Annotated in this window: 11 protein-coding genes and 1 riboswitch; of the genes, 6 read left to right on the top strand and 5 right to left on the bottom strand. The window is 65.5% G+C overall.

Annotated elements, in window-relative coordinates; genetic code table 11:
* Positions 1-103: 103 nt before the first annotated feature.
* Positions 104-358, top strand: coding sequence for an ImmA/IrrE family metallo-endopeptidase (locus AC13CR_RS06960; RefSeq protein WP_367117756.1), 255 nt, complete (start codon positions 104-106; stop codon positions 356-358).
* A gap of 130 nt (positions 359-488) precedes the next feature.
* Here the strand turns inward: AC13CR_RS06960 and AC13CR_RS06955 are convergent, their stop codons facing one another.
* The 5 genes from AC13CR_RS06955 to AC13CR_RS06935 all read right to left on the bottom strand — a co-directional run bounded on the left by AC13CR_RS06955 (position 489) and on the right by AC13CR_RS06935 (position 6,358).
* The gene (locus AC13CR_RS06955) at positions 489-1,016 is read right to left on the bottom strand and encodes a BrnA antitoxin family protein (protein WP_446237020.1); all 528 of its coding nucleotides are present in this window, start codon (positions 1,014-1,016) and stop codon (positions 489-491) included.
* Positions 1,017-1,242: 226 nt separating this feature from the next.
* The gene (locus AC13CR_RS06950; RefSeq protein ID WP_293014457.1) at positions 1,243-2,823 is read right to left on the bottom strand and encodes a calcium-binding protein; all 1,581 of its coding nucleotides are present in this window, start codon (positions 2,821-2,823) and stop codon (positions 1,243-1,245) included.
* A 349-nt stretch (positions 2,824-3,172) separates the two neighbouring features.
* Positions 3,173-3,865: a thiamine ABC transporter ATP-binding protein gene (locus AC13CR_RS06945; protein WP_292959171.1), complete on the bottom strand. Its 693-nt coding sequence runs from the start codon at positions 3,863-3,865 to the stop codon at positions 3,173-3,175.
* Positions 3,858-5,402 (bottom strand): thiamine/thiamine pyrophosphate ABC transporter permease ThiP, encoded by a 1,545-nt coding sequence (locus AC13CR_RS06940; RefSeq protein WP_446233856.1) that lies wholly within the window; start codon positions 5,400-5,402, stop codon positions 3,858-3,860. Before AC13CR_RS06940 ends, AC13CR_RS06945 begins: the two co-directional genes overlap by 8 nt.
* On the bottom strand, positions 5,378-6,358 hold the full coding sequence (locus AC13CR_RS06935; protein WP_292959169.1) for a thiamine ABC transporter substrate-binding protein: 981 nt from the start codon (positions 6,356-6,358) through the stop codon (positions 5,378-5,380). The genes AC13CR_RS06940 and AC13CR_RS06935 overlap by 25 nt, the downstream gene beginning before the upstream one ends.
* A gap of 31 nt (positions 6,359-6,389) precedes the next feature.
* Positions 6,390-6,488, bottom strand: a riboswitch (TPP riboswitch).
* 68 nt (positions 6,489-6,556) lie between these two features.
* Here AC13CR_RS06935 and mutS point away from each other — a divergent pair.
* The 5 genes from mutS (at position 6,557) to pstA (ending at position 14,063) form a co-directional block, all read left to right on the top strand.
* Positions 6,557-9,193, top strand: coding sequence for a DNA mismatch repair protein MutS (mutS, locus tag AC13CR_RS06930; protein ID WP_292959168.1), 2,637 nt, complete (start codon positions 6,557-6,559; stop codon positions 9,191-9,193).
* The gene (gene aroC, locus AC13CR_RS06925) at positions 9,190-10,290 is read left to right on the top strand and encodes a chorismate synthase (RefSeq protein WP_293767666.1); all 1,101 of its coding nucleotides are present in this window, start codon (positions 9,190-9,192) and stop codon (positions 10,288-10,290) included. Before mutS ends, aroC begins: the two co-directional genes overlap by 4 nt.
* A 117-nt stretch (positions 10,291-10,407) precedes the next feature.
* Entirely contained in the window at positions 10,408-11,442 is a 1,035-nt protein-coding gene (locus AC13CR_RS06920) for a substrate-binding domain-containing protein (protein ID WP_292979033.1), read from the top strand.
* 66 nt (positions 11,443-11,508) lie between these two features.
* Complete coding sequence (gene pstC, locus AC13CR_RS06915) at positions 11,509-12,714, top strand: phosphate ABC transporter permease subunit PstC (RefSeq protein WP_292959164.1); 1,206 nt, start codon at positions 11,509-11,511, stop codon at positions 12,712-12,714.
* The gene (gene pstA, locus AC13CR_RS06910) at positions 12,711-14,063 is read left to right on the top strand and encodes a phosphate ABC transporter permease PstA (RefSeq protein WP_482900593.1); all 1,353 of its coding nucleotides are present in this window, start codon (positions 12,711-12,713) and stop codon (positions 14,061-14,063) included. Before pstC ends, pstA begins: the two co-directional genes overlap by 4 nt.
* The last annotated feature ends 17 nt before the right edge of the window (positions 14,064-14,080 follow it).

Genomic DNA, 14,080 nt, shown 5'->3' with positions numbered 1-14,080 from the left:
CTTTCATGCTGCCTTGCGCCATCCAAAACCATCCGCACAGCGCGTTCGCGCACTTCCGGTGAATACTTGTTTGTTGTCTTTGTCATGATGCTCCATCCTGCTCATGAGTTGGAGCCTCCGGCAAACCCGGTGCGGTTCAGTGGGAGCGTATTATAATACCGAGATCAGTTCCCGCGAGGAAGCCGAAGCCAATAGACTTGCTGCGACAATCCTGATGCCTGCTGCGCTTGTTCGTAGGGAGTGCGAGTATTCAGCGTCAGTTGATGCACTTGCCAAGCGCTTTCAGGTGTCGCGCCAAGCAATGGACATTAGGCTGTCAACTTTGGGGATCCAGCTCCCCACAGAGAGTGCAGCATAGATAGCTTAGGGGGGCTCGCGCGCACCATCTCGGCCAAAGGTGCGTGTAAACACGCACCCTACCGACGTCGTAGAGTGGGGTTCCGCCCCACCAAACCCTGCCAAAGGTGGGATAAACCCCTCCCCTCACCTCACCCTATCCCGTTCCGCGCCTTCCTCTCCTCGAACAACGCCTTCCGCCCTATCTTCGACTTGATCCCCTGCTCGGGCATCGGCACCGCCTCGATCCGGGCCCAGTTGGCGGGGACCGGGGCCACGCCGCACAGATCGTCCTCGTCATGCTGGATGTCGCCGAATTCGGGGCGCCGGCCGTCCAGCATCCGATCCTCGCGCCGCGCCAGGTAATCCATCGTCTCGCCGCCCTGGATCAGGCCGGCCAGCCGCGCATGCATCCAGACCGACATCAGGTGGTTCACCCGCACCTGCCAGTCCGGTCCCATGCTGCGGAAGAAGGTCACCAGATCCTGGTCCAGCCGCAGCGTCACCCGCGTCTTGCGCTGGCCGGGTTTCTTCTGCGCGATCTCGTGCCATTCTTCGGGGATCCGCATCTCGCGCAGGATCGCGCTGTGCAGGTCCCATTCCAGCATCCGCATCGCGTCTGCCATGTAGTGGCGGTTCGCCCGCCTGACCTCTTCCGCCTTCGTGATCCTCTCTGCCATGCGCCCATCTCGCCCTGTCGCCGATGGGCCAGATTGGCGCGGGCGATCTTAACCATCCCTTAACCGGCCGCGCGTTGTCGGTGTACGACCGGTGACCATCATGTGCGCGGTCGGTGCATGTCGTGTGCAAGCGCCGTGACGCCCTGTTCGGCGGCCCACAGCGCGGCCCCGGACAGCCGAAAGGCGCGGCCGTTTCCGGCCGCGCCCGCGTCATCTCAACCCGCGATCACAGGACGAAATCGCCCGCCCAGTAATCGCTGGCCGTATCGGTCCCATCGACGATCCTGACCGTCATCTCGGGCGTTGAATCGCTGTCGGTATTGACCCGCAGCCAGGTCTCTCCGCCTACGTCCTGCATCCAGATCGTGCCCGCGCCGCCACTGGTTGTGCCAGTGAAAACAAAGGCCTGGTTCCCGGCAAGGTTGACGTTGGCATCAATCGAGGACAGATCGATCTTGTCTTCCGTGGCGAAGGTGAAATTGATCCCCGCGCCCTGGAAATCCGTGATCCGGTCGTAGGTGGTGCTGACACCGAAGGGCGAATCCGAGGTGCTGTAGAAGCGGAACACATCCTCGCCGCTGCCCCCCGTCATCACGTCGCGCCCGGTGCTGCCGATCAACACGTCGTCCCCGGCGCCGCCCGACAGCGTGTCATCGCCCAACCCGCCATTCAGCAAATCGTCCCCATCCTGACCCGCCATCCAGTCATTGCCGGCATCGCCATACATGCGGTCATTTCCGCCATGCCCGCTCATCCGGTCGTTGTCGTTGCCGCCGCGCATGTAGTCGTTGCCGCTGCCGCCGCCCAGATAATCGTCGCCGTTCTGCCCATAGAGCGAGTCGTTGCCGTCACGGCCCGAGATCCGATCATCGCCGTTCCCGCCCTGCATGACGTTTCGATCATTGGTCCCCAGCAGCGTGTCGTCGCCACTGCCCGCGCGCAGATTCTCGAACTGGATGAAGCTTTCGCCGGCATAGTTGGTCGCACCCGAGGCCAGGTCGACGCGGTAGTCGCCGCTGAAACTGGTCGTGTCCAGCATATCGGTTCCTGCGCCGCCGCGCAGCGTCTCGGGCGTGCCCAGTCCGGCATAGACGATATCGTTGCCGCCCTGGCCGTCATAGACGCCTTGGCCGCTGGAACGGATGACATCATTTCCGGCGCCGCCATAGATCGTGTCGCGACCGCCACCGCCGACCAGGCTGTCATTGCCGTTGCCGCCGTGGATATAATCGTTTCCGGTGCCGCCATCGACGGTATCGTTTCCGTCATAGGTGTAGATGCGGTTGGCGTCCGCCGTGCCGGTGATCCGGTCATCGCCTGCGCCGGTGACGAGGTTCTCGAACTGGGTGAAGCTTTCGCCGGCGTAATTGGTCGCACCGGTCACCATGTCGATGGTGTAGTCGCCCGACCAATGGCGGGTGTTCAGCCAGTCGACGCCGGCGCCGCCGCGCAGCGTCTCGGGCGTGCCGGAGGCGGCGTAGATATAATCGTTGCCGCCCTGTCCGTCATAGACGCCCTGTCCGCTGGAACGGATGCGGTCATTTCCGGCGCCGCCATAGATCGTGTCGCGACCGCCACCGCCGACCAGGCTGTCATTGCCGTTGCCGCCATGGATATAATCGTTTCCGGTGCCGCCATCGACGGTGTCGTTTCCGTCCTGGCCATAGACCCGGTCATTGCCCGAACCGCCATAGGCGCGGTCATTGCCCGCGCGTGTCAGGATCAGGTCGTTCCCCCCAAGTCCGTTGAAATATTCCGATGCGGCCGTGCCCAGAAGGGTGTCGTTGCCATTGGTTCCCGTTGGCATGTCATTGCTCCTTTTCACATTGTCCGAGGCGATGATTTGCCCCGGCCGATTGATGCCGTGACCCTGAATGGTTCGGCGCTGTGAAAAGAGCGTGAATTTCCCGTTAATATTGGGAAGCGACGCCATTTTTATATTATCATGCAAGAAATGGATCGTCTGGGAATTTTAAAACATGTAAATGCTGCGACTTTTCGCGGCCAATTTTTCGGAAATCGCATCGCTGGGCGACCAGACCTGAGCGTGGCGATTCCCTGGTCCGGTCATTTCGATGTCCGGAGGGATCTCAAATCTGCAAGTTTCGATGGAACGACATCCGAAGGAAAATCGGCGCTGCGGGATGCGACGCGGGTCAGCCCAGATAGGCTTTCAACCCGGGCGGCGGGTGGTCCAGAAGCGGGCCGGTCTCGACCGGCGGATGGGCGACACCCTTGTCAATCACGATTGTGGCCGGCGCGAAATGACGGGCGTCCTGCGGATCGTGCGTCACCATCAACACCGTGGCCCCGGTCTGTGTCGCGATCCGGTCCAGCAGTCGCAGCATATCGGATTTCAGGGCGGGACCAAGGGCCGAGAAGGGCTCGTCCAGCAGCAGGATCGGGCGCGCGCGCAGCAAAACGCGGGCCAGCGCGACCCGACCTTGTTGGCCGCCAGACAGATTGGCGGGGCGTCGCTGGGCCAGGTCGGGCAGGCCGACATCGCGCAGCACTTGTGTGACCCGGCCCCGCTGCTCGTCCGAAAGCCGCAGATCGGCCCGCAGCCCCAGCCCCACATTTTGCGCTACGCTGAGATGGGGAAACAGGTTCTGGTCCTGAAACAGGAACGAGACCGGGCGACGGCCGGGCGGCAGCGCATCGATATTCTGCCCGTTCCAGCGGATATGCCCCTGATCGGGTGACAGGAACCCGCCAATCAGCGACAGCAGCGTGGATTTCCCCGAACCCGACGGGCCGAGGATCGCGACCCGCGCGCCGCCGGGCACCGACAGATCGGCCGACAGGGCGAAATCGCCGCGACTGATGCGGATCCCGCTAAGTTCAAGCAAGGCGGCCTCCGCGGTCGAAGGCCCAGAACAGAGCGAAACTGATTGCCATCAGCAGCACCGCGCAGGCGCTGGCATCGGCCATGCGATATGAATTCATCAATTGATACAGTTTCAGCGGCAAGGTCGGTTGATCGGTGGCGAACAGGGTGATGACGCCAAGATCGCCCATCGCCAGCGCGGCAGCCAGCCCTCCGGCAAAGCCCAGCGGCCGGGCCAGACGGGGCAGGGTGAGATAGCGCAGCCGGGCGAGGCCCTGCATGTCCAGCGAATCGCCCAGCCTGCCGTAATCGTCGCGCAGCGCCTGCGCCGCCGGAATCAGCGCGCGCAGGCCGAAAGGCAGCGCCATGATCGCGTTGATGACGACGGTGACGGGCAGGGCCATCGCCCCGGGCGCGACCCAGCCGCGCAGCAGGATGAACAACCCCGTGCCCAGCACCAGCGGCGAGGCGACGATCGGCAGCATCCCGGCCGTCTCGATCCAGCCGGCCCGACCGTGCGCGATGGCCAGCGCCAGGGTCAGGCACAGCGCCAGCGCCAGCACGGCCGAAACCAGCGCCATGATCACCGATCGCAGCGCGGCGGCCCAGACCTCGGGCGGCAGGGCGGGGATGCGAGGTAGGCCCTGCACCGTCACGCCGATGATCGGCCACAACAGGAACAGCGCCGCCAGCGCGATCGACAGCGCGTCCGCGCCCAGTCGCCAGCCCGCCGGTCCGCGCGGACCCTGTGCCTCGTCCAGCCCCGTTCCGAAGGCAGCGGGGATGGCGATCCAGCGGGCCAGCGTCATCGCCGCGATCGACAACCCGATCTGGATCAGACCCAGCGTCGCCGCCCGCCCCAGATCGAAATCAAAGCGGAAGGCCTGATAGATCGCCAGTTCCACGGTCGTGGCCGAAGGCCCGCCGCCAAGCGCCAGCGCGACGGTGAAGCTGGTCAGGCAGACCAGGAACACCGCCAGCCAGACGCCCGGCAACACGCCGCGCAGCATCGGCCGTTCCAGATGCCGCGCCATGTCGGCGGGCGCGAAGCCCAGGCTTTCGGCCAGACGAAATCGTTCCGCCGGAATGGCCTGCCAGCCCTGCAGGATCAGGCGCACCGACAGCGGCAGGTTGAAGAAGACATGGGCCAGGATGATGCCCTGCCAGCCATAGACACTGAATTCCGGCAGGCCTGCCGCGCGCAGGCCCTCGTTGATGGCGCCGTTGCGGCCGAAGACCGCGATCAGTCCCATGATCGCGACGATCACGGGCAGGATGAAGGGCGCGCCCAGCAGCGTGACCAGAACCGATCGTCCCGGAAAGCGCCGTCTGGCCAGCGCGCGGGCCACCGGAATGGCCAGCGCCGCCGACAGGCCCGCCGATACCGCGGCCTGCCAGATCGTGAACCAGACCGCCCGCCAATCCCAGGGGCCCAGCCCGGACAGCCCACGTGCCTGCCACGCGACCGCCGCAAGGGTGCCCAGGATCAGCGTCCCCAGGCCGGCCGCGACGGCCGCGCCGCCGGACTGGTGTCTTATTGCGAGAATGCCCGCAGCCATTCATCCAGCGCCGGTTTGCGAAGCGCCTCGGCCTCGTCTTCGGAATAGAACAGGGTCTTTTCCGGGCGCGGCAGCTCTCGCATGACCCTGGGCCATTCGGCCTCGGGCAGTTTCGCGGGCAGCGACCAGTTCGCCAGCGGGATCGACTTCTGAAAATCCGGGGTCAGGATCCAGTCCATGAATTTCTGTGCCAGTTCCGGCTGGTCGGTGCCTTTCAGCTGCGCGGCCAGTTCGGCCATGAAATAATGACCTTCGGGAAAGATCGCGGCGCGCTTGGTCGTATCGTCTTCGGCCTCGATGTGATAGGCGGGCGAGGTGGTGTAGGACAGCACCATATCGGCCTCACCCTCGGTGAACATGCCATAGCTTTCCGACCAGCCCTTGGTCACCGTCAGCACCTTGGGCGCCAGCCGGGCCCATGCCTCGGGCGCCTCATCGCCATAAACCGCCTTGACCCAAAGCAGCAGCGCGAGGCCGGAAATGGAAGAGCGCGGATCCTGGATCACGATCTTCAGATCGTCGGGCGCGTTCAGCAGGTCTTCGAAACTGGCCGGCGGATTGTCCAGCCGCGTCTCGTCATAGACAAAGGCCGTCTCGCCCCAGTTATAGGGCAGGAAGATGTCATCGGTCCATTCCACCGGCATCGACATGGCCGAGGTATCCTGCCCATGCGGCGCGAACAATCCCGAGGCGCGCGCCCGCGCCGTGACATCGGTATTCAGTCCGAAGACGATGTCGGCCTGGGTGTTTTCGCCCTCCATCAGAATACGGGGCAGGATGTCGCCGGTCACGAAACGAAGGTCGCAGTCGCAGAACGCCTCGAACCCTTCTTCGATCCTGGGGCCGGGGCCCCATTCGCTGGCGATGTAATCGCCGGCATAGACGGTCAGCACGGGCTTGTCCTGCGCGGCGGCGGGGGTCGCGGCCAGCAGGGCGAGGATCAGGGTCTTCTTCATCGCTGCCTCCTTTCAGACGGGGTTTCGAAAGAAAGGGCAGCGTCACCTTCCCTCCGCCGGTGTTAGCCGGATCAGGTTCAACGGGTCCGCGCGTCGCGTCTCAGCCGGTATGGCCCCCCGAGGTGGGTCTGAATGTAGTGGTTCCACAGCCCGGCGCAAGCGGATAGAACCGCCGGCAAGGACAGACGAAGGACCGGCATGAGCGATCAGCCCACACCGATGATGGCGCAGTATCTGGCGATCCGGGACGCCAATCCCGGCGCGCTTCTGTTCTATCGCATGGGCGATTTCTACGAGATGTTCTTCGACGACGCCGTGGCCGCCGCCGCCGCCCTGGACATCGCGCTGACGAAACGCGGCACCCATGAGGGCCAGCCCATCCCGATGTGCGGGGTGCCGGTCCATGCCGCCGAAAGCTATCTGCTGACGCTGATCCGCAAGGGGTTCCGCGTCGCCATCGCCGAACAGATGGAAGATCCGGCCGAGGCCAGGAAACGGGGGTCCAAGTCGGTCGTTGCCCGCGACGTGGTGCGGCTGGTCACGCCCGGTACCCTGACCGAGGAATCGCTGCTGGAGGCACGGCGCCACAATTTCCTGGCCGCCTTCGCGACCGTACGCCAGGACAGCGCACTGGCCTGGGTCGATATCTCGACCGGCGCGTTTCAGGTAATGGAATGTCCGCTGCCGCGCCTCGGACCCGAACTGGCCAGGCTTGCGCCGCGTGAAATTCTGGCCTGCGAAGGTGCGGGCCTCGGCGATCTGGCGGCGGAATCGGGCGCCGCCCTGACCGATCGTCACGCCGGCGCCTTCGACAGCGGCGCGGGTGCTCGTCGGCTCTGCGCGCTTTACGGGGTCGAGACGCTGGACGGATTCGGCACCTTCGGGCGCGCGGAACTGTCGGCGATGGGGGCGATCGTCGAGTATCTGGAGATGACGCAGAAAGGCAGGTTGCCGCTGTTGCGCCCGCCTGCGCGCGAACGCCACGGCGCCGCGATGCAGATCGACGCCTCGACCCGGCGCAATCTGGAATTGACCCAGGCCTTGTCGGGCGGGCGCGAGGGATCGCTGCTGGCTGCCATCGACCGAACCGTCACGGCGGCGGGGGCGCGGCTGCTGGAACGCCGCATCAGCGCCCCCAGCCGCGATCTGGCGCTGATCCATGCGCGGCACGACGCGGTGGCGCAAATGGTCGATGATCCGCGCCTCGCGACCGATCTGCGCGAGGCACTGGCCCGTGTGCCCGACATGGACCGCGCCCTGTCCCGTCTGGCGCTGGACCGGGGCGGACCGCGCGATCTGGCCGCGATCCGTGCCGGCCTGACCCAGGGTGCCCGGATCGCCGCGCGGCTGTCCGGCGATGTCGCGCCGATCCTGCGCGACGCCGCACGCGATCTGGCCGGACATGACGATTTGATCCATCTTCTGGAACAGGCATTGGTGGCCGAGCCGCCGCTGCTGGGTCGCGATGGCGGTTTCGTCGCGCCCGGTCACGACGCCGATCTGGACCAGACCCGCCGCCTGCGCGACGAGGGGCGCGGCGTGATCGCCGGGATGCAGGCCGATTACGCCGCCAGGGCCGGGGTGCAAAGCCTGAAGATCAGGCACAACAACGTGCTGGGATATTTCATCGAGACCACCACCACCCATGCCGACCGGATGCTGGCGATGGCGGACACCTTCATCCACCGTCAGACCACCGCCAACCAGATCCGCTTTACCACGGTCGAGCTTTCGGAACTGGAGACGCGCATCCTCAACGCCCGCGACCGCGCGCTGGAAATCGAGCGCGGCATCTTCGATGGGCTTCGCGCCGCGGTGCTGGATCATGCGCCGCGGATCGGGCAGGCGGCGCGCGCGCTGGCCGAGATCGACCTTGCCGGCGCCTTCGCCGATATCGCGACGGGCGAGGGCTGGGTGCGTCCCCGCGTCGATGGCAGCCGCGCCTTTCGGATCGAGGGCGGCCGGCACCCTGTGGTGGAACATGCGCTGAAGCGCAGGACAGAGGGATTCGTCGCCAATGACTGCGATCTGACCGCCGCCGAGACGCCCGCGATCTGGCTGCTGACCGGGCCCAACATGGCCGGCAAATCGACCTTCCTGCGCCAGAACGCGCTGATCGCCGTGCTGGCGCAGGCCGGGGCCTTCGTGCCCGCGCGCGATGCCCATATCGGCATGGTCAGCCAGCTTTTCAGTCGTGTCGGCGCCGCCGACGATCTGGCGCGGGGCCGTTCCACCTTCATGGTCGAAATGGTCGAGACCGCCGCGATTCTCAATCAGGCCGACGATCATGCGCTGGTGATCCTGGACGAGATCGGGCGCGGGACGGCGACCTGGGACGGGCTTTCCATCGCCTGGGCGGTGATGGAGCATCTGCACGAGGTCAATCGCTGCCGGGCGCTGTTCGCGACCCACTACCACGAGATGACCGCGCTGAGCGCCAAGCTGGAGGGGGTCGAGAACGCCACCGTCGCTGTGCGCGAATGGGAGGGCGAGGTGATCTTTCTGCACGAGGTCCGCAAGGGTGCGGCCGACCGCAGCTATGGCGTCCAGGTGGCGCGGCTGGCGGGGTTGCCGGCTTCGGTCGTGGACCGCGCGCGCGCGGTCCTGGACGCCCTGGAATCGGGCGAACGCGAGGGGGCGGCGCGGCCTGCCGCGCTGATCGAGGAACTGCCGCTGTTTCGCGCCGTGCCGCCCGCGCCGGCACCTGCGCCGTCGAGGCCGAAGCACGATCCGCTGGATGCGCGGCTGCGCGACATCCATCCCGATGCGCTGAGCCCGCGCGAAGCCCTGGACCTGATCTATGAACTGAAAGCCCTGACCGGAGAACGAGCATGAGCTATAACACCTTCGGCCGCGAATTCCGGTTCACCACCTGGGGCGAAAGTCACGGTCCGGCCCTTGGCGCGACGGTGGACGGCACGCCCCCCGGCGTGGCCCTGGACGAGACCTTCATCCAGCAATTCCTGGATCGCCGCCGCCCCGGAACGTCGAAACACACGACCCAGCGGCGCGAGTCCGATCAGGTCCGTATCCTGTCGGGCACCTTCGAGGGCCGCACGACCGGCACGCCGATCCAGCTGATGATCGAGAATACCGATCAACGCAGCAAGGATTACGGTCAGATCGCCACCAGCTTTCGCCCCGGCCATGCCGACATCACCTATCATCAGAAATACGGTCTGCGCGATTATCGCGGTGGCGGTCGCTCCAGCGCGCGCGAGACGGCGGCGCGGGTGGCGGCGGGCGGCGTGGCGCGGGCGGTTCTGGCGCAGCTGCTGCCCGATCTGCGGATCATCGGCTACATGGTGCAGATGGGCGCGATGCATCTGGATCGCGGCCGGTTCGACGCCGCCGCCATCAGGGAAAATCCGTTCTTCCTGCCCGACGCGACGGCCGTCGATGCCTGGAGCGATTATCTCGACACCGTCCGCAAGGATCAGAACAGTGTCGGTGCGGCGGTCGAGGTGATGATCCGCGGCTGTCCGCCGGGGCTGGGCGCGCCGGTCTATGCGAAACTGGACACCGATCTGGCCGCCGCGATGATGTCGATCAACGCCGTCAAGGGCGTCGAGATCGGCGAAGGCATGGCTGCGGCTGCCCTGACCGGAACGGACAATGCCGACGAGATCCGCATGGGCAATGACGGCCCGCGCTTTCTGTCCAACCATGCCGGCGGCATTCTGGGCGGGATCAGCACCGGGCAGGACATCACGGTCCGCTTTTCGGTCAAGCCGACTTCCTCGATCACGACACCGCGCCGCACCATCAACCGCCAGGGGCAAGAGATAGACCTGATCACCAAGGGCCGACATGATCCCTGCGTCGGCATCCGGGCGGTGCCCGTCGCCGAGGCGATGGCGGCCTGCGTGATCCTGGACCATCTGTTGATGGACCGCGCCCAGACCGGCGGCGTCAGGGGCACGATCGGCTGATCGCCGGCGGCCATGCCGCTTGTCATCAAATCGTCATGCAAGTTTTGCATTAGCGTCACCTGTGGCGTCTAGGTCACGTGCAGCCCCGACAGGGGAAGACCGACTCAGGAGAGATCCATGACCAACGTGAAATTCACCGTCTCGGCCATCGCTATGATCGCCGCCTCGGCCACCGCCGCCGCCGCGCGCGAGCAGATCCAGATCGCCGGTTCGTCCACCGTCCTGCCCTATGCGACCATCGTCGCCGAAGCCTTTGGCGAGAACACGGATTACCCGACCCCGGTCGTGGAATCGGGCGGCTCCTCGGCCGGGCTGAAGAAATTCTGCGAAGGCGTGGGCGAGAATACCATCGACATCGCCAATGCCAGCCGTGCGATCAAGGACAGCGAGAAAGAGGCCTGCAAGGCCGCCGGCGTCACCGAGATCATGGAGGTCCGCATCGGCTATGACGGGATCGTCTTTGCCAATGCCGCCTCGGGCCCCGATTTCGCCTATAGCCCGGCGGATTGGTTCAATGCGCTGTCGGCAAAGGTGGTCAGGGACGGCAAGGTGGTGGACAACACCAGCAAGAACTGGTCCGAGGTGAACGCCGATCTGCCCGATCAAGAGATCCTGGCCTTCATCCCCGGAACGAAGCACGGCACCCGCGAAGTGTTCGAGGAAAAGGTGATCCTGGCGGGCTGCAGGGAATCCGGCGCGATGGAGGTCTTCAAGGCCGAGATGGGCGACGACGACAAGGCCGAAGAGGCCTGCATGACCCTGCGCACCGATGGCGTCGCCGTGGATATCGACGGCGACTACACCGAGACGCTGTCGCGCATCGACAGCGCACCAAACGGCATCGGCGTGTTCGGCCTGTCCTTCTACGAAAACAACATGGACAAGCTGAAGGTGGGCACCATGTCGGGCGTCGCGCCTTCGACCGAGACGATCGCCTCTGGCGAATACCCGGTTTCACGACCGCTGTATTTCTATGTCAAGAAACAGCATATCGGCACGATTCCGGGGCTGGAGGATTATGTCCAGTTCTTCGTCTCGGACGCGCTGGCCGGTCCGGATGGTCCGCTGGCCCAGTATGGCCTTGTCTCGGATCCTGAACTGGCCGCGACGCAGGACGCCGTGGCCAACCAGACAACCATCGACATGCCCTGACCGGGCGCCGGGCGACGCGGGTCCGCCTCGCGCCGCCCCTCCTTGCTTCGCCAAGAGGAAATCCCGATGCCGATGTCCTGGGCGCTTTTCATCGCAGCAGTCCTGGCCGCCGCCGGTTATCTGGTTGGTCGCGGCCGCGCATTCTCGGTCGCTGGCCCGGATGTCCGCGATCTGCACAGTCGCCCCGTCTATCATGGCGCCGGCGTCGCGCTGCTGACCCTGACCCCGGCTGTCGCCGTGCTGGTCGTTGCCGCGGGGCTGCGCATGACGGGTATCCTGACGGCCGAGGCCGGAACCCTTGTCGGCGTTTTTGCCATCGCGGCTTCTCTGGCCGGGCTTGGCTGGGGCGTCAGCCGGATCGGCGTCGGCTTCAAGGCGCGCAACACGGTCGAAGCGATCGTTCTTGGTCTGCTGATCCTGTGCTCGACCATCGCCATCCTGACCACGGCGGGGATCGTGCTGTCGATGCTGTTCGAGACCGGCAGCTTCTTTCGCAAATACAGCTGGACCGACTTCTTCTTCGGCACCGAATGGACGCCGCGTTTTCAGGGAAACTCCCGGCTTGGCCTCCTGCCGCTGTTGTGGGGCACGCTGTATATCAGCCTGATCGCCCTGCTGGTCGCGGTGCCCATCGGGCTTTTCGCCGCGATCTACATGTCCGAATATGCCACGCGCCGGGTGCGCGCCATCGCCAAGCCCGCGATCGAGGTTCTTGCCGGCATCCCCACCATCGTCTACGGCCTTTTCGCGCTGATCACGGTCGGACCGATGCTGCGCGACTATTTCGCCCAGCCGCTGGGCCTTGGCAATTCCGGATCCTCGGTGCTGACGGCGGGACTGGTCATGGGGATCATGCTGATCCCCTTCGTCAGTTCGCTCAGCGACGACATCATCAACGCCGTCCCGCAGAGCCTGCGCGATGGCGCGCTTGGCCTTGGGTCCACACCCTCCGAGACCATCCGCCAGGTCGTCCTGCCCGCCGCCCTTCCGGGAATCGTGGGCGCGGTCCTGTTGGCGGCGTCCCGCGCCATCGGAGAGACGATGATCGTGGTCCTGGGTGCCGGTGCCGCGGCCAGAATGAGCCTGAATCCCTTCGAGGCGATGACGACGATTACCGTCAAGATCGTCAGCCAGCTGACCGGCGACAACGATTTCGCTGCGCCCGAGACGCTGGTCGCCTTTGCCCTCGGCCTGACCCTGTTCGTGATCACGCTGGGGTTGAACATCGTCGCATTGTATATCGTGCGCAAATATCGCGAGCAGTACGAATGACCGATCTTCCGATCTCCGCAGGCGGTGATGCCAGACCGCGATCCTCGTTGCTGGTGGCCGATGCCCGCACCCGCCGCCGCAACGCCGCCGAGAGACGGTTTCGCCGCTATGGCGCCATCGCCATCGGCGTGGCCATGGTTGCGCTGGTCGTTCTGCTGACCACGATCATCTCCGGCGGTGCCGGCGCCTTTCGTCAGACCTATCTTTCGATCCCGGTCGCCCTGCCCGCCGCAAAGCTGGATCCCAAGGGCAACCGCGACCCGGGCGAGATGGCAAAGGTTCTGACGCTGACCTATGGGCCGGTTCTGGACACGGCGGTCGAACAGGCGATCGCCGATACCGGCATCCAGATCCCCGACCTGTCCGCGAAGGATATCGACGGGCTGATTTCACGAGAGGCGTCGGCGCAGTTGCGCAACCGGGTGCTGGCCAATCCTGACCTGATCGGGCAGGTGGTCGATGTGAACGTGCTGGTGAACGGCCGGGTGGATGGCTATTTCAAGGGCCGCGTCAGCATGGAAAGCGCCGCCGCCGACAACAACACCTCGCCCCGTCAGATCCAACTGGCCGAGGCGTTGCGCGACCGCGGCCTGCTGGTGACGCGCTTCAACTGGAATTTCCTGACCAATCCCGATGCCTCGGACCAGCGGCCCGAAGCCGCGGGCGTGGGCGTGGCGATCCTGGGTTCGCTCTACATGATGCTGGTGGTGCTGTTCCTGGCCGTGCCCATCGGCGTCGGAGCCAGCATCTATCTTGAGGAATTCGCCCCCAGGAACCGCTGGACCGACGTGATCGAGGTCAATATCTCGAATCTCGCCGCCGTGCCGTCGATCGTCTTCGGCATCCTCGGGCTGGCGGCCTTCATCAACTTCGCCGGATTGCCGCAATCGGCGCCCATCGTCGGCGGCCTCGTGCTGACGCTGATGACGCTGCCGACGATCATCATCTCGACCCGCGCGGCGCTGAAGGCGGTGCCGCCCTCGATCCGCGATGCGGCACTTGGGGTGGGGGCGTCAAAGATGCAGTCGGTCTTTCATCACGTCCTGCCGCTGGCCATGCCCGGCATCCTGACCGGAACCATCATCGGGCTGGCGCAGGCCCTGGGCGAGACGGCGCCGCTGCTGCTGATCGGCATGGTCGCCTTCGTCAAGAACTTCCCGGCGGCGCCGCCGGAGGGTCTGTTCGACCCCGCCTCGGCCCTGCCCGTGCAGGTCTATAACTGGACCCAGCGGGCTGATCCCGCCTTCATCGAGCGTGCCTCGGGCGCGATCATCGTGCTGCTGGTCCTGCTGATGTGCATGAACCTGCTGGCGATCTGGCTGCGCCGCCGGTTCGAACGCCGTTGGTAATCCGGGCGAAGGAGGAC

Source organism: Paracoccus sp. L-17, from assembly GCF_056857655.1.
Note: the sequence above shows the minus strand (reverse complement) of the source record. Positions and strands in the feature narration are given on the sequence as shown.

What these genes read in the sequence shown, in the direction of transcription:
- AC13CR_RS06960 (WP_367117756.1), top strand. Translation starts at nt 104, where the DNA reads ATGAGTTGGAGCCTCCGGCAAACCCGGTGCGGTTCAGTGGGAGCGTAT.
- AC13CR_RS06955 (WP_446237020.1), bottom strand. Translation starts at nt 1,016, where the DNA reads ATGGCAGAGAGGATCACGAAGGCGGAAGAGGTCAGGCGGGCGAACCGC.
- AC13CR_RS06950 (WP_293014457.1), bottom strand. Translation starts at nt 2,823, where the DNA reads ATGCCAACGGGAACCAATGGCAACGACACCCTTCTGGGCACGGCCGCA.
- AC13CR_RS06940 (WP_446233856.1), bottom strand. Translation starts at nt 5,402, where the DNA reads ATGGCTGCGGGCATTCTCGCAATAAGACACCAGTCCGGCGGCGCGGCC.
- AC13CR_RS06935 (WP_292959169.1), bottom strand. Translation starts at nt 6,358, where the DNA reads ATGAAGAAGACCCTGATCCTCGCCCTGCTGGCCGCGACCCCCGCCGCC.
- mutS (WP_292959168.1), top strand. Translation starts at nt 6,557, where the DNA reads ATGAGCGATCAGCCCACACCGATGATGGCGCAGTATCTGGCGATCCGG.
- aroC (WP_293767666.1), top strand. Translation starts at nt 9,190, where the DNA reads ATGAGCTATAACACCTTCGGCCGCGAATTCCGGTTCACCACCTGGGGC.
- AC13CR_RS06920 (WP_292979033.1), top strand. Translation starts at nt 10,408, where the DNA reads ATGACCAACGTGAAATTCACCGTCTCGGCCATCGCTATGATCGCCGCC.
- pstC (WP_292959164.1), top strand. Translation starts at nt 11,509, where the DNA reads ATGCCGATGTCCTGGGCGCTTTTCATCGCAGCAGTCCTGGCCGCCGCC.
- pstA (WP_482900593.1), top strand. Translation starts at nt 12,711, where the DNA reads ATGACCGATCTTCCGATCTCCGCAGGCGGTGATGCCAGACCGCGATCC.